The 18,102-nt window shown below is 33.8% G+C and carries 18 protein-coding genes and 1 riboswitch; of the genes, 8 read left to right on the forward strand and 10 right to left on the reverse strand.

Translation table 11 applies throughout. From position 1 onward, the window contains the following. Positions 1 to 31: 31 nt before the first annotated feature. Positions 32 to 667: an alpha/beta hydrolase gene (locus HHX25_RS00110; RefSeq protein WP_169668811.1), complete on the forward strand. Its 636-nt coding sequence runs from the start codon at positions 32 to 34 to the stop codon at positions 665 to 667. A 110-nt stretch (positions 668 to 777) separates the two neighbouring features. On the opposite strand, the gene HHX25_RS00115 is transcribed toward HHX25_RS00110, so the two are convergent. After that, positions 778 to 1,101 carry a DUF1801 domain-containing protein gene (locus HHX25_RS00115; protein ID WP_169668813.1) on the reverse strand — a complete coding sequence of 108 codons (324 nt, stop codon included), beginning with the start codon at positions 1,099 to 1,101 and terminating at the stop codon, positions 778 to 780. A gap of 185 nt (positions 1,102 to 1,286) precedes the next feature. Between HHX25_RS00115 and HHX25_RS00120 the strand changes: the two genes are divergently transcribed. Both HHX25_RS00120 and HHX25_RS00125 read left to right on the forward strand, forming a co-directional pair. Then, complete coding sequence (locus HHX25_RS00120; RefSeq protein ID WP_169668815.1) at positions 1,287 to 1,739, forward strand: hypothetical protein; 453 nt, start codon at positions 1,287 to 1,289, stop codon at positions 1,737 to 1,739. Then, positions 1,676 to 2,020 carry a hypothetical protein gene (locus HHX25_RS00125; protein ID WP_169668817.1) on the forward strand — a complete coding sequence of 115 codons (345 nt, stop codon included), beginning with the start codon at positions 1,676 to 1,678 and terminating at the stop codon, positions 2,018 to 2,020. Before HHX25_RS00120 ends, HHX25_RS00125 begins: the two co-directional genes overlap by 64 nt. Positions 2,021 to 2,039: 19 nt before the next feature. Here HHX25_RS00125 and HHX25_RS21110 read toward each other — a convergent pair whose 3' ends face one another. Both HHX25_RS21110 and HHX25_RS00135 read right to left on the reverse strand, forming a co-directional pair. Beyond that, on the reverse strand, positions 2,040 to 3,263 hold the full coding sequence (locus HHX25_RS21110; RefSeq protein WP_205957964.1) for a hypothetical protein: 1,224 nt from the start codon (positions 3,261 to 3,263) through the stop codon (positions 2,040 to 2,042). A 315-nt stretch (positions 3,264 to 3,578) separates the two neighbouring features. After that, positions 3,579 to 5,342, reverse strand: a complete 1,764-nt coding sequence (locus HHX25_RS00135) for a serine hydrolase (RefSeq protein ID WP_169668819.1) — start codon at positions 5,340 to 5,342, stop codon at positions 3,579 to 3,581. A 165-nt stretch (positions 5,343 to 5,507) separates the two neighbouring features. On the opposite strand from HHX25_RS00135, the gene HHX25_RS00140 reads away from it, so the two are divergent. Both HHX25_RS00140 and HHX25_RS00145 read left to right on the forward strand, forming a co-directional pair. After that, complete coding sequence (locus tag HHX25_RS00140) at positions 5,508 to 6,143, forward strand: GyrI-like domain-containing protein (RefSeq protein WP_169668821.1); 636 nt, start codon at positions 5,508 to 5,510, stop codon at positions 6,141 to 6,143. Between the two features lie 103 nt (positions 6,144 to 6,246). Beyond that, positions 6,247 to 7,131, forward strand: coding sequence for an AraC family transcriptional regulator (locus HHX25_RS00145; protein ID WP_169668823.1), 885 nt, complete (start codon positions 6,247 to 6,249; stop codon positions 7,129 to 7,131). A gap of 3 nt (positions 7,132 to 7,134) precedes the next feature. Here the strand turns inward: HHX25_RS00145 and HHX25_RS00150 are convergent, their stop codons facing one another. The 3 genes from HHX25_RS00150 to HHX25_RS00160 all read right to left on the reverse strand — a co-directional run bounded on the left by HHX25_RS00150 (position 7,135) and on the right by HHX25_RS00160 (position 9,493). Then, positions 7,135 to 7,629 (reverse strand): PAS domain-containing protein, encoded by a 495-nt coding sequence (locus HHX25_RS00150; protein ID WP_169668825.1) that lies wholly within the window; start codon positions 7,627 to 7,629, stop codon positions 7,135 to 7,137. A 114-nt stretch (positions 7,630 to 7,743) separates the two neighbouring features. Continuing rightward, positions 7,744 to 7,877: riboswitch (cobalamin riboswitch) on the reverse strand. A gap of 14 nt (positions 7,878 to 7,891) precedes the next feature. Next, positions 7,892 to 8,878, reverse strand: a complete 987-nt coding sequence (locus HHX25_RS00155) for an aldo/keto reductase (RefSeq protein WP_169668827.1) — start codon at positions 8,876 to 8,878, stop codon at positions 7,892 to 7,894. 9 nt (positions 8,879 to 8,887) lie between these two features. Continuing rightward, complete coding sequence (locus HHX25_RS00160) at positions 8,888 to 9,493, reverse strand: pyridoxamine 5'-phosphate oxidase family protein (protein ID WP_169668829.1); 606 nt, start codon at positions 9,491 to 9,493, stop codon at positions 8,888 to 8,890. 152 nt (positions 9,494 to 9,645) lie between these two features. Between HHX25_RS00160 and HHX25_RS00165 the strand changes: the two genes are divergently transcribed. Further along, entirely contained in the window at positions 9,646 to 10,002 is a 357-nt protein-coding gene (locus tag HHX25_RS00165) for a hypothetical protein (RefSeq protein ID WP_169668831.1), read from the forward strand. Here the strand turns inward: HHX25_RS00165 and HHX25_RS00170 are convergent. Continuing rightward, complete coding sequence (locus HHX25_RS00170; protein ID WP_169668833.1) at positions 9,995 to 10,942, reverse strand: NAD(P)H-dependent flavin oxidoreductase; 948 nt, start codon at positions 10,940 to 10,942, stop codon at positions 9,995 to 9,997. The genes HHX25_RS00165 and HHX25_RS00170 overlap by 8 nt on opposite strands. A gap of 177 nt (positions 10,943 to 11,119) precedes the next feature. Here HHX25_RS00170 and HHX25_RS00175 point away from each other — a divergent pair, with 177 nt between their 5' ends. Then, a complete protein-coding gene (locus HHX25_RS00175; RefSeq protein ID WP_169668835.1) occupies positions 11,120 to 11,620 on the forward strand; it encodes a nicotinate-nucleotide adenylyltransferase in 501 nt (166 codons plus the stop codon). A gap of 22 nt (positions 11,621 to 11,642) precedes the next feature. Here HHX25_RS00175 and HHX25_RS00180 read toward each other — a convergent pair whose 3' ends face one another. The 3 genes from HHX25_RS00180 to dnaK form a co-directional block, all read right to left on the reverse strand. Further along, the gene (locus HHX25_RS00180) at positions 11,643 to 12,872 is read right to left on the reverse strand and encodes a class I SAM-dependent rRNA methyltransferase (protein WP_169668837.1); all 1,230 of its coding nucleotides are present in this window, start codon (positions 12,870 to 12,872) and stop codon (positions 11,643 to 11,645) included. A gap of 133 nt (positions 12,873 to 13,005) precedes the next feature. Next, positions 13,006 to 14,202 (reverse strand): T9SS type A sorting domain-containing protein, encoded by a 1,197-nt coding sequence (locus HHX25_RS00185; RefSeq protein ID WP_169668839.1) that lies wholly within the window; start codon positions 14,200 to 14,202, stop codon positions 13,006 to 13,008. 380 nt (positions 14,203 to 14,582) lie between these two features. Then, a complete protein-coding gene (gene dnaK, locus HHX25_RS00190) occupies positions 14,583 to 16,493 on the reverse strand; it encodes a molecular chaperone DnaK (RefSeq protein WP_169668847.1) in 1,911 nt (636 codons plus the stop codon). Between the two features lie 183 nt (positions 16,494 to 16,676). On the opposite strand from dnaK, the gene HHX25_RS00195 reads away from it, so the two are divergent. Continuing rightward, positions 16,677 to 18,098, forward strand: coding sequence for an L-serine ammonia-lyase (locus tag HHX25_RS00195; RefSeq protein ID WP_169668849.1), 1,422 nt, complete (start codon positions 16,677 to 16,679; stop codon positions 18,096 to 18,098). Positions 18,099 to 18,102: the final 4 nt, after the last annotated feature.

Genomic DNA, 18,102 nt, shown 5'->3' on the forward strand with positions numbered 1-18,102 from the left:
GCGAAACAAAAGTACAAAACCAGTTTAACAAATGAATTCTAGTGAAAAAGAAATATCTTATCAAATAACAAATACCTATTCCACGTTAAATTCATTAACTAGTAAAACAAAACATGTCTGGTTGGTTTGCCATGGTATGGGGTATTTGAGCCGATATTTTTTAAAATATTTTAAGCAGCTAGATGCTGAAGAAAACTATATTATCGCACCACAGGCAAGTAGCAAGTATTATTTACATGCTAATTTTAAACATGTAGGTGCCAGTTGGTTGACCAAAGAAAATACATTGGCAGAAACCGAAAACGTGATGTCTTATTTAGATGCTGTTTTAAAAGCTGAAAACATTCCAAATAGTAAAAAATTAATCGTTTTTGGATATTCACAAGGTGTCAGCATAGCAGTTCGCTACGTGGTTAGAAGAAAATTACAATGCAATCAACTCGTCCTGCATTCAGGAGGCATCCCAAAAGAATTGATTGCTAAAGACTTAGGGTTCTTAAAAGCTAAAGTATCTCTGATTTATGGAAAAAATGATGCTTATTTAAATAAAGAACGTATGGCTATTGAAACAAAAAGAGCCTATGAGTTATTTGGGAATGGTATAAATATAATACCATTTGATGGTATCCATGAGGTTAACGTAGCATTGGTCAAAAATTTAGTTTAAGAATTGTTAGTTGTAGGATTTCCATATTTTGTCCTTGGATAATGAAACATTCGTACATTTTATGCGTCTTGCAAGTCATAGAGGTATTCAATAATTTCAGTATAAGTCACTTATTTTTTTGAGTTTATTACTATGGCCTGTTTTATATAATATTCAATGGCCTTTTTATCCAATTCTTTTAGAGGCAAAACCCTTATAGCTTTTCCTTTGCCTGTGAGCAACCCTAAATCATCTTTCATTTTTGTTCCTTTTAAAAAACCTAAATCAATGCCATAAGGCATGGTTCTCATATGACAAATTCCTCCTTTTGCGTTAAAATAAGTTGTGATTCTTTCTTTTTTCGCTTCTATGATACCTTCAAAAGATAATAAAAATTCTCTTGCTTGAATAAATAAATCTTTGTGTTCTGACTTTAAGTCTTTGTCGTATTGCATACATTTTTAATAGGGAGTGATGCTACAAAACTAGGTATTGATATTTTCAATTAATATGCCATTCTTGCTGTTTTACATATTGATATTAGCTATTAAGAACATAATGAATAGCATAAAATATTTTTCATAAAATAAGTACCTACTAAGTTCGTTTGTAGTATTTTTAGCTACTAAAAAAATTATAAATGGATCATCTTACAGTCTCCAAATTACCTTTACAGCTATTCGGTTTATATAATAACTCTCTTAATATCCAGATAAAAGAACATCATTTGATCTTTAGTGAAAACGGGCAGAAAGAAGTATCCATTAAGTATAAAAACATGGAGGAGGCATATAACGCTTGGTGGGATAAAATATATAAACACCTGCAAAGAGATTTTTTTGATACTGGTTCTGATTATATGAGAACATGCCACGCATCTATGGAAGATAATATTTGTGATGTTAATTATTACTTGATGAACTGGGGAAGTTGGAACGTTGAAAGTGAAAAGATAGCAACGTCCAGAATTTTAAAAGGTTTAGATAAAGGAAGTATACCTCATGGTATTTGGGGGATCCTGCCATCTTTATGGCGAGTAGATTTCAACTTGAAGAGATTTCACAGAAACTTGTTGAAAAAGGAGCAGATATAAATACCATAAATACTGTAAACACCGTTAGCAAGCTTTTTCAAACTCCAGCAAGTTATCTAGTTTCACATAGTACGCCCAATGATAAGAACCTTAAATGGCTTGATAAGTTACTTAACTGGGGAGCTTCTCCAGGTCTTACAGCTGAAATCGCTCTAGATTTTGCTTTTTCGATGCCTGACAATTCTGAAAAAAATAAACTATCTCCTTTTTTGAATATTTTAGAAAGTCATTCAGGTTTTGTAGAAGGAGACAATTTCAAAAAATGGAAAAAGGCTTTTTAGTGCATATGGAACATATTCATTACAAATCTTCTGGAGCACTATCATCAACTTCAAAAACTTCATAATAGTCCATAACCTCTTCCGAACGTAGTTTTGCTCTATGCAAAAATTCGTTATCCGATTCATCACCCAAGGCAATTTCTACACGTGGTAAAAACCCGAATAACCATACCATTCGATTTTCATTTAATGGCCTACCAATTTGATTTTGTAACCTAGTAATAGCCTCTTTAAAAACTTCATAGGTTACATCATTCTTTATTTCGAGCAGGTATTTTTGTAATGTCTTTAAGCCACTTTTATAATCTAGGTCTGCTAGAGCTGAAGCAACTAATCCTAGATTTTTTGTATGGGACTTCTCTTCTAAATATTCCAGGGCTTTTTCTCCATCATTGGCAAGCACCCAAAGCGCATATTGAACACGTACAACAAAGCTATCGCCCTTATAGTTTTTTTCAAATTCCTTAATGAAATTGTGTAAAGCATCAATTGGTCCAGTATAATCCAATGCTACAAGATTAAGAGCTAAGTATGAGGCTGCTACATTCATTTCATAATGTTGATCTTTATCTGAGGCAAAAATAAAAGCATTGTAAATTTCAGAAACCGTAGTTTTCTCTTCTATCATGGCCAAAGAACGACCTATACAAATAAATACTCGGTCATTAACCAGGTCGTCATCTTCAGTATTGGAAATAACTGTAAAAAAACCATTCCTAAGAAGCTCTATAACTCTTGATCTATGTTTAGGTATGTTTGATAGATATACCAATCCATAGAAAGCGGAAAGGTCTATATCTTCTTCAACTCCCATATTATAAGTTTCGAGCACTTGATTAAATACCATCTCTGTAGATGCTTCATCTTCCAATCGGGCAATCAGATCATACCGAGTCCTTAACCCACTATATGGATTATCGGGTCTTTTATATGGGCTCATAAAGAAATTGAAAAGTTTGTCTCTAAGCTGCGGATCATGACGCCATTTCTCGGCAGCAGTTTTATAGGCTTCTTCCGTGTGCGCTTCAATAAGGTTATGGATTGTTTCTTGATATTTCCAAAAGTCATCACCAAAGGCCGCTCTTGATTTTTCTCTTGTACTGCCCAACATATGATCTAAGTCATGGAAAAGGTCAATATAATTGGATGTACTTTCAACCAATTCGTTTATCTGTTGCAAAGCCTCCTTATAGAGTTTTTTTGCCTGGGCTCTATAATGAATATTTTTTTCCTCGTCTTGCATGAATTTTTAGTTATATATTATTGAACTCATCTTGACTTCTTCTATTTCCTAAAAAATGGCCGAAATTCACCCATATTTCGTTACTTTTTTTGTCCGTAGCACTGCTATGAGCTTCAAAAAATGCCTCTTCTGGTTAAATTTCAACTCATTTTCGGTTAAAAACAAAAAATCAAAATGAGTTCATTGTTTTATATTTTTCAGATACAAAAACAATATGTACTTAATCTTAGTTTCAAATATACCAACACTTTGTAAATAAAAAACACTCTCTAAAATTAGAAAGTGTTCATAAATATTCCATTTAATAGTTTTAAATCATTCCTCTAATCGCTTACCTGTAATCTCCCTCCCGCCTTGCAAAAGTGTTACACTATCTACGACTTCAGCTTCATTCTTATTAAAGGTGAGTTGCGCCTCAACAACTTTAAAATAAAACACATGATTAGATTTAGGAAAAACATCAAATACTGGCTGCCCTGTAGCTTGCGCTTTTAATTGACGCCCCTCTCTTGTTATGGTAATAATAAAACCTGGCATGAGTTCAAACTTTCCTAAATAGGTCTCTAAAATATCTTCAGGTACAATAACTTCTTTTACCAAATCACTAATATCAGCTCCTAACTTTTTTAAATGTTCTATAGCACTTTGGTTGTTAGGGTTTAGTTCAACAGACTTTCTATAATTCTCAATAGCCAGATCGTTCTTTCCTAAGTTCATCAGGGCTTCTGCATAACTATCATAAACATTGGATGATTTTGGAAATGCATCAATATTAAGCTTAAATACTTTTGCTGCTTCATCTACTTTACCAGCCCCCATTAATTGGTAACCAATTTCATTCATTTCCCTTTCGTTTAAATCATAAGCTTCAGAATCCTTAATGACATTATAATGTGCTATTCCTGCATTAATACCTTTATTTTCTATAACACCTAAAAGCTCTTTTGCTACTGGTTTTTTAGGCAAATTATAGTCCTTGTCATATAAAATACCTCGAATAGCATTGGTTATTTGATTAAGTGGCGCACCTCCTGTATTGTTTAAAAGGACTACTAATGACTTATCTGAAGGTGTCCTGGAAATATTGGTATTAAATCCATTAATCCCTCCTCCATGACCTATGGTATAAATACTATCTGTAGACTTTCCAATTTTGCTATACCCCACTCCCCAACCATAAGCATAATGATTATTACCAAAAGCAGATATATAAGGTTTAAAATACAGGTCCATGTAGGCTTTTGGCAATATGGTATTGGTATATAAAGCCTGATCCCATTTATATAAATCTTCAACGGTTGAGTACATAGACCCTGCCGCATAAGGGATTGACATATCTAAATAATTTGAATTAATAAGTTTATTGCCACTTTTTTGATAACCTGTAGCTCTATTTTTTAAAATATCTCTATGATTATCATAACCAGATTCATTCATTTTTAGTGGTATAAAAATTTTGTCGTGAAGCATCTGCTCGTAAGTTTTCCCAGATAATTTTTCAATAATAACGCCTAGAAGAAAATACCCAGAATTGCTATAGTTAAACTTTTCTCCTGGTGAAAAATCTAATGGTTTATCTTGAAACTTTTTTACAAACTCATCGGGCGTGTAAGGGTTACGGCTTTCTTCTTGAAAAAACTTTGGAAATGCTGTGTAGTTAGGTATTCCAGAAGTATGTGTTAATAAATGATGTGTTGTTATTTTATCGCCGCTCTCTTTTGGGTAATCCGGAAGGTATTTTGTAATAGGTTCCTGTAAATCTAATTTTCCTTCGGCTGCCAATTGCAAAATAAGCATTGCTGTAAATTGCTTGGTAATAGACCCTAACCGATGTTTTGTGTTTGGTTGGTTGGCAATGTCCCATTCCATATTGGCCATCCCAAAGCCTTTTTTATAAATAACCTTACCTTGATTTGATACCAAAACAGAACCATTAAATTTCCCATAGGCCTTATACATACTTATAAGTTTGTCGATTTGTTCTACTTTAGTTTGAGCAAAACATATGCTGCACACAAATAATAAAGAAAGTGGTAAAATACGCTTTCTAAATAATAGATAATTTGAATTTGATTTCATGGTTTAAGTCTTTAATTAATTTGCCTTATACTTTTTTAATTAAAAGTAAGACGCACAATAACCATAAAAAGTTACACACAATCCTTAATAATTACCATTCAGCAAGTTTGGAAAAGTTTTCCTCCCTTCTTGTAAATATATTTATGGTTTAAAAATTTAACATTTATGAAATACGAATGGAGAAAAAAGGAAAAAGCGACTTATCTACCAAAAGAAACTCCAGAATTAGTAGATATTCCAGAATATAGTTTTATAACCCTTAGTGGTGAAGGCAATCCTAACAGTCTATTTTTTGCAGAATGTATAGGCGTTTTGTATAGTGTATCTTATGCGATAAAAATGACACTAAAAACAGTAGATAAAAAACCTTCAAAATATCAAGATTGGACTGTTTACCCTTTAGAGGGCGTTTGGGATATTTCTGAAAAAGCCAAGAAAAACTTTAATGGACAAATAAATAAAGACGATCTTGTTTTTGATTTGATGATTAGGCAACCTGGTTTTATAGACTACGATTTCTTTAATGACATGCTGGAACTTACCAAAAAGAAAAAACCGCATAAACTTTTAAACAGTTTAGAGTTTAAAAAAATAACCGAAGGAAAATGCATCCAAGCACTACATATAGGCAGTTATGATAATGAAGCTGCAACTTTTAAAAAGATGGAAGCATTCGCCAATGACCAAGGATTAAATCGCCAATCTAAAATTCATCGAGAGATTTATCTTTCCGATTTTAGAAAAGTATCCGAAGAAAGGCTAAAAACTGTATTGCGTTTTCAACTTGATATCAAAAAATGAGGTATAAACATTAACAAAATATTCCTATTTTAACCACATTGGCAACTTTAGGAAAGTTAATACATTTATTCACAAATACATTATCAACATCAATACTTTAAAAATGACAAAGAAACCAACCAACAGGGCTTTTTATGAACAAAAACTAAATGTTATTATAGAATATATACATAATAATTTAGACAATATAATAGACATAAAAACGCTGGCTGAGATCTCACATTTTTCTCCGTTTCATTTTCATCGTATTAGTAGAGCGCTTTTAGGAGAACCCATTGGAACCTATATTTCCAGAACGCGTGTAGAAACAGCTGCTAAAATGATTCGTTATACGTCTTTAGATATTGAAAGTATTGCTTATAATGTTGGTTATGAAACACCATCGTCATTCTCTAAAAAGTTTAAAAATCATTTTGGAGTATCTCCAACTGCGTATCGTAAAAACAAATTATTTACAATTAAAAAATCGTACACCATGGAAGCAATTTCCAGTACAGAACACAATCAAAATTTAAATATAAAAAAGCCAAAAATTATAGATCTAGAAGATAAAAAATGTATCTACATCCGTATGCAGGGCGCCTACCAATCATTGGATTATATAGGTACTTGGAAAAAACTCTGGAAACAAGTAAAAGAACAAAAACTATTTACCGCTGGTATAGAACATATAGGTTTGCCTTATGATGATCCAAAAGTAACCGACGAGGATAAAATTAGATATGATTCTTGTTTAATCATACATAAAAATGCCAAAGCCACTGGCAACATTGGTGTTAAAACACTTAAAGGTGGCAAGTTTGCGGTATTTTTATACCAAGGAAGCTATGAATATTTTGCCAATGTTTATGATTATATTTTTAATGATTGGCTGTTAAATAATGATTTCGAGTTGCGCGATGACGTTGTTAGAGAAAAATACATTAGCAACCCTGAGCGTGTAGAACCTCATAAATTAAAAACAGAATTTTATTTGCCAATAAAATAGGTTCTAGTAAAGTCTAATCTCATTTTCTAAAGCTAGAAGATGTGTCGTAATATCATTATTATCTTTTAAAGGGTAGACTTCAATACTACAATGATACATCTCTCCATTCTTTCTATAATTAATAATACTTTCTTTAAAATGAACCTCTCTTTTTAAATAGTTACGTATATTGTTTAAAGTCCTGAGAGAAGTATTTTCACCTTGTAAAAAATTAGGTTTTCTTCCTAATGCATCTTTAAAGGAATATCCTGTCATTTTTGTAAACCCTTTGTTTACCCACTTAATTTCTTGTTTAAAATCGGTAAGCACCAGAGCTTCAAATTCATTGTTGTTAAGTATCTCTTCAACATCAAAAAACCAATCAAACTTGGTTTTATACGTTTTTAAAACTTCTAAATCATTTTGCTTTTCAAAATTAGCAGCTTGCTCCGCTAAATACATAGCATAAATATCCCAACATTTTAATGGTCCCTGTAAGGTTTTTGATTTTACTTTCATTGCTTCTATATTTTGTGCAGAGATAAAAAGAAGCAAGACACCAACAATATCCTTAACAAATTAAGCTTGTCTGTAATTTTATTCGTCTTGACTTGGCTTTAAATCGCGAAAGCACATTTGTCATTTTTAAAGGGAAGTATCTGGCTTTTAATAATTTATAATATTACTTACAGTTGCGCGACAGCTTGTGATTTTAACACAATTCCTTATTATCTACTTTAATTAAACCTTTAAATAATACTCAAATATATCATTTTTATAATTAATACACACCTCTAATATACTGATGAACATCTTCCGTATACAATTTTGATAGTGCTTGATGTATTTCGGCAGACAAAGGTTCTAAACTAGAGGCTTCTACATTAGATAAAACCTGTTTTACAGAGCTAGCTCCTGGAATAACACAGCTAACGGCCTCATGGTCTAAAATCCAACGCAATGCTAATTCGACCATCGATAAACCTTCTGGTAAAATCGTATTGGAAATGGTATCCACAAACTCTAAACCTTTCTCAAAAGGCAACCCCGCAAATGTCTCTCCAACATTAAACATATCTCCGTTTCTGTTATAATTCCTATGATCGTCTTCAGGAAATGTTGTGTCCTTATTAAATTTTCCTGTCAGTAGACCACTAGCCAATGGTAACCTTACAATAATACCAACGCCCTTTTCTTGAGCCTGAGGTAATAATTCTTTAACTAATTTTTGTCTAAAAACGTTAAATATAACTTGTAACGAAAGGATGTCATCATGCTTCAAACACATCAAGCCTTGCTCAACAGTTTCTACACTCGCTCCAAAATTTTTAATAAGTCCTTCGTTTTTTAAATCACGAAGCCAATGGAATATATCTCCTTCTAGCAGCAATGATTCGGGCACACAATGCAGCTGAAGTAAATCGATAGTATTAACATCCAAACGTTTTAAAGAACCTTCAACTGTTTTACGTAAAACATCTTTGGAATATTTATCTGGATAAGCATCAGCAGCCCTACCAAACTTAGTGGCTATTTGTATGCTTTTAGCTGTATTTTTTAAAAATTCACCTATAAGCGTTTCACTTTTTCCATCACCATAAACATCTGCTGTGTCGAAAAAAGTAATGTCATTGTTAGCCGCAGTTTCTAATATAGCCAAACCTTTTTCCTCGGTTATTGAGTTTCCCCAATCTGCCCCCAATTGCCAGCACCCTAAAGCGACTTCGCTTACATCAAATCCTTTGCTCCCTAATTTCCTTGTTTTCATAAATAAATCTTATAAATCTTTTTTGTAACGTTTAATCATAGCTTCACTAGATTCTGGAGTTTCACTCCCCCCCAACTGATCTTTTAACATCTGCCCCATTGTTGGAAATGAACCCCTATCAATTTTAGCTTTTTCATCCCACAACCTAGAACGCATAAAAGCCTTGGCACAATGTAAAAATAATTCTTCAATTGTAACAACAATACATGTTTTTGGCGGATTATTTTCTGAGGCAAATAAATTTAGGTATTCAGCATCAGTTCTTATAGAAGCTTGGCCATTAATTCTTAAAGTTTCATCGACTCCTGGAATCAAAAATAATAAGCCAACCTTTCCTGTTTCTACAATATTGATAAGACTATCCAGTCTATTGTTTCCCTTGGCATCAGGAATCACTATTTCTGTTTTACCAATCACCTTTACAAAACCGGGGATGCCTCCTCTTGGAGACGCATCTAATTCACCTGCTTTATTTGATGTAGACATTACTAAAAATGGAGATCTTTCAATAAAATGCATCGTATGCTTTTCTAAGCTAGAAAGTCCTTTGTTCTTAGCTCTTCCACTGGGAAAACCATATAACTCGCGAAGTTGTGATTCGGTTTTAATTTGCATAATAATAATTATAAAATACTCCTCAAATGTAGCTATTATGTTAAAGATATTAGCTTATAATCAAATAAAACAGTATTTCATCAGGTATTTATGAATCTTATTGTAAATATTATATAAAATTACACTCAAGAAACTAAAAACCAATCATTTAAATGAAAACAATTATTACAATTATATTACTGTCTTTCACAGGGTTATGTAGTTCTCAGTCTATCACATCCGACCATAAATTACATTTTGGAGTTGGAGCTCTCATATCTGCAACCACATATACCGTAGTATACTCTGCTACAAAAAACAAGAAAAAGGCTTTTTGGTATAGCTTGGGCTCCTCAACATTAGCTGGTTTGACTAAAGAGGTTTTAGATAGCAGTAAAGAAAATAATCGTTTTGATACTGGTGAGTTAGCTGCAACCTCTTTAGGTGGTTTAACAGCGAGTGCGACCATTAGCTTGTTTGTTGGAAAAAACAAAAATAAAAAACTTGCTAAAATTGCCCTCGTTAATTAACCAAGCGGTTTATAATGTCTTTTGTTGGTAGGATTTCTTTAGTATGTTCTATACTAGGGCCTGCAACCCATACCGTTTTATAAGTGGCTTTGGTCGCCGCATTTTTTGTTGCATTCATACCTATGGAAAACCGAATCATCTTCACCCACTTTTTTAGTTTTCTATTTTTATTTAGTATGGACTCTAACCAAGTTTGTTTAGTCCCTATTTTTTGAACGTATGGCGTATTAATAACGGTACAAGGTGTACCTGAAATACGCTCGGTCATGACAATATCCTTGGCCCCATAATCAACACAAGCTTGCTTATATTCATTCGTAACATTAGCCTCTATAGATGCAATAAAGGGGCTTCCAACCGATACGCCAGCTGCTCCATAACCCAGCATGTTATCTATATCTGACTTCGTTCCAACACCTCCCGCAGAAATTATGGGAATGTTGCAGTTTGTACTTAATTCTTTAATTAAATCTTCTGGCGATATATCACCTCGATGTCCACCTGCCTGATTATTTACAGCTATAATAGCATCTGCTCCAAGTTGCTCAACCTTTTTTGCAAACTTTAAATCAACCACATCACAAAAAACTTTTATACCAACTTTATGTGCTTGATTAATTGTTTGCTCTGGGCTTCCTAAAGATGTAATAATAAAATCACAACCTTCTTCACAAAGCACCTCTAATTGTCCTTTATATTTAACATTCGATTTATTAACAATTAAGTTAAATCCAAAAGATCCGCCTTCTACTTTATTGGACTTCAATTCTTTTATTGCTGCTCGTAATTCTTCAAGGGTTCTGTAGTTCAATGCAGGAATACAGCCTGCGATGCCTCCTTTCATAGCCTCTGTCACCATAGCAACATTAGACACCAAAAACATGGGAGCTTGTATCACAGGGTGTTTTATACTTAGTAATTTGGTAAGTTTAGTAGCCATTAATAAAAGTTTGAACAAATATAGCAAATATTATGCATGCATAGTAACTGAGATTCAATTAGTTGGACAAACGACATAAAATTTACTTATAAATATCTGGTATTATGACTTTTATCATTGTTTTATTATGCGTGCATAGTTAATTTTAGCTACCAATAACTCAATTTATAGTTCGTCATGAAAAAAATACTTCTTGGTTTATTTATTTTTGGACTTACCATCCAAGCCTACTCGCAAACAATTGAATTATCAAACACAGTCATTTCTTTAAATTACAAATATTTAGATGCTACAGGTTTTGACAATATGCCTGAACGTGTTAAAAGGTTAGAAGATGAAATTCTAAACTACGAGCATAAGGAACTCTCTAAGCTTTACGATGATATAAATGAGGTTTACGAAGTATCTTTTAACGTTCCTCAAGGTAAAATAGTTGCTGCATATGATAAACATGGAAAAATAATAAGAACTAAAGAAAAGTATAACAATGTGAGATTACCATTGGAGGTTATGCAAGCTATATCGAAACGTTTTCCAAATTGGGGAATTGTTGAAGATGCATATCTTATTAGATATCATTACAACAAGGATACTTTACAGCAAGAATATAAAGTCAAAATAAAAAATAATGATAAATCTATTCTGGTAATCACCGACGAAAAAGGCACATTCTTGTGAAACCTTTCTGTTTTTAAACAAACTAATTACCGAATCTATAATATCCGCATTTTAAATAAGCACCTTCAGGGAAACTAATAGGGTGATCTATATCATGATATGTATTTAAAATATTTTCAAATGGTCGTGATTGATTATTTAATACGAATAGATTAATATCAAAGAATGATTGTGCCTGGACCCTTGATGAGCAAGATGCTAAGACCAAAAGTCCTTTGCTAGCAGTTAGCTTGATTCCTAGTTCGGCTAATTGGGCATACTTCTTCTTAGCCAATTCTATCTCGGAAGCTTGTTTTGCAAAGCTTGGAGGATCTATAACAACTACATCAAAAGTGATCTTGTTTTTTATGAGTTCTTTAAGCGATTTAAAAGCATCACCTGCAATAGTTTTATGTTTACCAATATAGTCGTTTAGTTTTCCATTTTGTAAGGCAATTTCTAGTGCTTGTTTACTTATGTCTAAACTGGTTACCTCTTTCGCTCCATTGTATAATGCATGAACCGAAAATCCTCCCGCATAGGAAAAAACATCCAGAACTGTTTTACCTTTACTCCAAGCACCCACTTGCTTTCTATTAGCTCGATGGTCTAAAAAATAGCCTGTTTTATGACCTTTAATCACATTCGCTGAAAATTTCACATGATGTTCGATAAACTGAACCACTTCGTTTTCCAGCACACCGTAAACCACATCGCCGTCTTTTAATTGATGGTTTTTAGGTTGTTGTAGCCCCCTACTTAAACGAATAACTATGGTGTAAGCGTTAGAAACTACTTGTAAACTTTTTAAAATAGATTCTAAATACGGTAGCCAAATTTCAGAATATAATTTTACTACTAAAACAGTGTCATAAACATCTGCAATTAAACCAGGAAACCCATCGTTTTCTCCAAATAATAAACGATAACTTGTCGTGTTTGTCTGTAATAGCTCAAATCGTTTTTTATAGGCCTCTTCTATTTTTTTATGAAAAAAATCAGCATTTATTTCTGCTTTTGAGGTACTACTATGAATTATTTTAATACGAATGGGTGAATCGGCATCATACAGGCCCAAGCCTATAACCTTGTTTTTATTTTTACTAAAGACAATTGCTAAATCTCCTGTTCTTGCTCCATCATTAATTTTAACGATACTATTTGAAAAAACCCAAGGGTGCTTTTTAATAACAAACTGTTCTCCTTTAGCATTAAGTTTTACAGCTAAACGTTTAGGTTGATAAGTGGATTTTATTTGTGATGAAAATGACATGCCCTTACTATATTTCCATCAAAAGTATCAGTTTTATTGCGATTAAAAAATTATCACCTCACACTAATAAAAAAACGCAACCAAGTGATAGATTATCAATTAGTTGCGTTTGGATCAAAATAATTATTAACAGCTAGCTCTTTAAAATCTTTTTAACGACCTGATTTCCATCTATATTTATTTTCAAGAAATACAATCCATCTGGTAGATTTGAAATATCAACCCTGTTATGAGTCATTTCTGGGCTTATATTTATTTTTATGCCTTTTACATCAAACAAATCTACACTGTAATCTGAATGATTGCTTATAATATCCACAAAGTTTTTTGCTGGATTTGGAACTACCGATATGTTATTGGTTTGAGAATCGTTGGAGATAACATGTAGCACATTATTAGCAAAAACGCGACTACTTCCTCCACTATAATTAAAGGCCAATAATTCATTCCAAATAAAATCTATAGTACTCTGAAAATTATCTTGTACTAAGGAATTTACTGTATTGGGAATTGTATATGTAGACGGAGCTTTTTCTTCATAGACAGCCATATAAGTTATTAAACCAGCTAAAAAATAAAGGGTTGGTCTGCCGTGTGAAGCAGAATCTTCGTATAAATCTAAAGCAGGTATTTGATCCAGGTTTGTTTCCGTTAACAATTTAGATATTATTGGGCCAACAGGAATCATTCTAATATTTTCATTTGGACGTGCGGCATGAACAAAATCCTGATATTCAATCCACCAATCATGAAAGGATCCCAATGTGCGTTCGTGATAATTTTCAAGATCCTCTGATGTTGGTGGAAATCCTTGATTATGATCTGTAAAAATGGCTAATTCTGGCCAATTCTCATAAATATAAGTAACAGCCCCTGGTTCCTGATTATCAATCCAATCTAAAATAGTTAAAGTTGCAGACAAAGGTGATACATTACTATTATAATAATTAACGTTAGCGGGCTGACCTTGAATATGAGATCCTGCGGTTAACAAAAAAGTATCAAAATTTGCGTCAGTAAAGTTTTCTGTATCCGATTCCCAAGCTGGCGCTACATGATCAAACCCCCATTGAGAAATAGGAGGTAGATCATCATGCTGTTCTAAAAAACCATATTGCCCACTTACAGCAATAGAGTTTCCTGCTTCACCAGCTAAAAAGTGTAACCAATGCGGAACGGTCGTTTCATTACTCGGGGTCGATATCGCTGGTGGATCATGTACAATAAGACTGTGGCCAAAAATATACATCGTTTTGTTTTGTTGTGCCATTGCTTTAGAACTAATAACAATGCATAAAAGTAGTAAGGGTAATTGTAGTAGGTGTTTCATTTGGTTTTTATTTAATGATTTGGTTTTTTCAATATAACAGCCTCATTGCATAAACTCCTACCCCCTTTTTTAGTAAATCCCTATCACTAGAAATAGTGATTTTTATTACATTCTATTGAATAGATATAACAAACCAAATGGCTATGACAGATTTTTATGGAAATTTTTTCATCTCAATTGAATAACCATTCACCCCATTATTGATAATAAAAAAACGCAACCTATAATGGTTGCGTTTTACTCCTTGCTTCAGTCTTTCGACTTCATAGTTTTTTATATTAAGATCCTTCTACTTATTTCGACTTCACTCAATACAAGTCGTTCAGGACAGGCTTATTTCACTTCTTCAAAGTCTACCCTTCGACTTCGCTCAGGACAAGCTACTTGACTTCTTCAAAGTCTACGTCTTCCACATCACTTCCTTCTTCTCCCTGTCCATTTTGACTAGCATCAGGTCCCGGAGCACCACCACCTTGTTGTGCTTCTGCAGCTTGCGCTTTATAGATCTCTTCACTTGCAGCTTTCCAAATCTCATTAATATTATCTAAAGCTGGCTGGATGGTTGCTAGATCTTTTGTTTCATAAGCTTTCTTCAATTCTTCTAACGCACCTTCAATCTTAGACTTATTATCTTCAGATAATTTATCACCAGACTCTTCCAATAATTTTTCTGTTTGGAAAATCATAGAATCGGCTTCATTTAATTTTTGAGCACTTTCTGCTGCTGCTTTATCTGCTTCTGCATTCGCTTCAGCATCCGCTTTCATTTTTTCAATTTCTTCTTCCGTTAAACCAGAAGAGGCTTCAATTCTAATATCTTGTTTCTTACCAGTTGCTTTGTCTTCAGCACTTACTTTGATGATACCATTAGCATCAATATCAAAAGTTACTTCAATTTGTGGTGTTCCTCTCCTTGCTGGTGGAATACCATCTAAATGGAAACGTCCAATAGTTTTATTATCCGCTGCCATAGCTCTTTCTCCTTGCAATACATGAATCTCAACTGATGGTTGATTATCTGCAGCCGTAGAGAATACTTGCGATTTTTTGGTAGGAATGGTTGTATTGGCTTCAATAAGCTTTGTAAATACATTACCCATTGTTTCAATACCAAGTGATAGCGGCGTTACATCTAAAAGCAATACATCTTTTACATCTCCTGTTAAAACACCTCCTTGTATACCTGCTCCTAATGATACAACCTCATCTGGATTTACACCTTTACTAGGGGCTTTACCAAAGAACTTTTCAACAGCATCTTGCACAGCAGGAATACGTGTAGAACCACCTACTAAAATAACTTCATCAATATCACTTTTTGACAAACCTGCAGCTTTTAAAGCTGATTGACAAGGCTCTATTGTACGTTTTACTAAATCGTCTATTAATTGTTCAAATTTAGAACGTGTTAATGTACGCACTAAGTGTTTTGGCCCACTTGCTGTTGCCGTAATATATGGTAAGTTAATTTCTGTTTGTGCTGACGATGATAACTCAATCTTAGCCTTCTCTGCAGCTTCTTTTAAACGTTGTAAAGACATGGGATCTTCTCTTAAATCCATAGACTCCTCAGCTTTAAATTCGTCTGCTAACCAGTTAATGATTTTTTCATCAACATCATCACCACCTAAATGCGTATCTCCATCGGTAGATAATACTTCAAATACACCATCTCCTAATTCCAGGATAGATACATCATGGGTTCCACCACCAAAATCAAAAACAACTATTTTTTGATCTTGTCCTTTTTTATCTAGACCATAAGCTAAAGCTGCAGCCGTAGGTTCGTTTATAATTCTGCGAACTTTTAAACCAGCAATCTCACCAGCTTCTTTTGTTGCCTGACGCTGCGAATCGTTAAAATAAGCAGGAACTGTAATCACAGCCTCATTAACATCTGCACCTAAATAATCTTCAGCTGTTTTCTTCATCTTTTGAAGAATCATAGCTGATAATTCTTGTGGTGTATATAAACGACCATCAATATCTACGCGAGGTGTATCGTTATCTCCTTTTACTACTGTATATGGTACACGTTCTGCTTCTTTTTTAGATTCAGAGTATTTATTACCCATAAAACGTTTGATAGAATAAACCGTTTTGGTTGGGTTTGTTACTGCTTGACGTTTAGCTGGATCACCAACCTTAATTTCTCCTCCTTCTACAAAAGCAATCACAGATGGAGTTGTACGCTTACCTTCTGCGTTTGGGATTACAACAGGTTCGTTACCTTCCATTACAGAAACGCAAGAGTTGGTTGTTCCTAAATCAATTCCAATAATTTTACTCATAATATTTTATACTTTATTTGTGTTCAATGTTCTTGTTAAACTCGGTTTGTAATAGTCAATCATTATGCCATTTGAAAAATACTGACAAGCTGTCATTTATTGAATCGCATCTAAATAGAAAAAGGGACTTCTTTTGATTTGAAACCATTTATATTTGCTTTACTATAACGATTTAACAATTTTATGGAGTGTATTTCTGTTTTTGACATGCTAAAAATTGGTATTGGACCTTCTAGTTCCCATACTTTAGGCCCTTGGAGAGCCGCAGAGCGTTGGATTACGGAGTTAAAAGATACAGGTGAATTTGATAAAGTTGAATCTATTTCAGTTGATTTATATGGTTCTTTATCATTAACAGGTAAAGGGCATGCAACAGATTATGCCGTTATGCTTGGATTAAGTGGTTTTGACCCTGAAACGATTCCCACAGAAACCATTACTTCTATTATTTCTGAAATAAAAAAGACCAAAACATTAAACTTTAACAATGAAAAAACTATAGCTTTTAATATAGAAACAGATGTTGTGTTCCATAAAACCTTTTTACCGTTTCATTCAAACGGATTAACTTTTACTGCTTCCATAAACGGGAAGCACATAAAATCGACTTTTTATTCTATTGGAGGGGGTTTTGTAGTTAAAGAAACCCTTGAAAACTCTAAGAAAAACTTTGAAATTAAGTGCTCTTTTCCCTACCCTATCGAAAAAGGCACGGAACTCTTACAATTTTGCGAGACCTTGAACAAACCCATCTCTGAAGTTGTTTTGGAAAACGAAAAATCGATTCGTTCCAAAAAAGACATAAATAAAGAATTAAAGCGTATTTGGAATACCATGCTTGAATGCATGTACATAGGCTGCCACACAGAAGGAAGTCTTCCTGGTGGGTTAAATGTGAGACGTCGTGCTTTCGATATGCATCAGAGCTTAAAAGGTAGTACTACATATACAACCCCTGTTGAGTGGATTTATGCCATAAGAGATACTGAAGTTAAGTTTCGACAAATCTTAAAATGGGTAAGTTGTTTTGCGCTTGCCGTAAACGAAGTTAATGCATCCCTGGGAAGAGTTGTTACTGCACCTACAAATGGAAGTGCAGGAGTTATCCCAGCAGTTTTAATGTATTATTTGGTGATCGAAAATCATGATGCCAATTTTGAAGATATCAAGCGTTTTTTATTAGTCGCAGGAGAAATAGGGAGCATCTTTAAAAAGGGGGCTACAATTAGTGCTGCCATGGGGGGATGTCAAGCAGAAATAGGGGTATCATCGGCCATGGCTTCTGGAGCACTTTGCGAGCTTTTGGGAGGCACTCCAGAACAAGTGCTTGTTGCAGCAGAAATAGCTATGGAGCACCATTTAGGATTAACATGCGACCCTATTGGCGGATTGGTACAAATACCATGTATTGAACGTAATGCCATGGGGGCTATTAAAGCTATAAACGCTGCCGAAATGGCTTTGGATACGGATCCTAAAAATGCAAAAGTCCCATTAGATAAAGTCGTTTCAACCATGTGGGAAACTGCCAAAGATATGAATACCAAATACAAAGAAACCAGTGAAGGTGGTTTGGCGGTTGGAGTACATTTGAGTGATTGTTAAACAA

The organism is Flavivirga algicola (genome assembly GCF_012910715.1).
Classification (GTDB): domain Bacteria; phylum Bacteroidota; class Bacteroidia; order Flavobacteriales; family Flavobacteriaceae; genus Flavivirga; species Flavivirga algicola.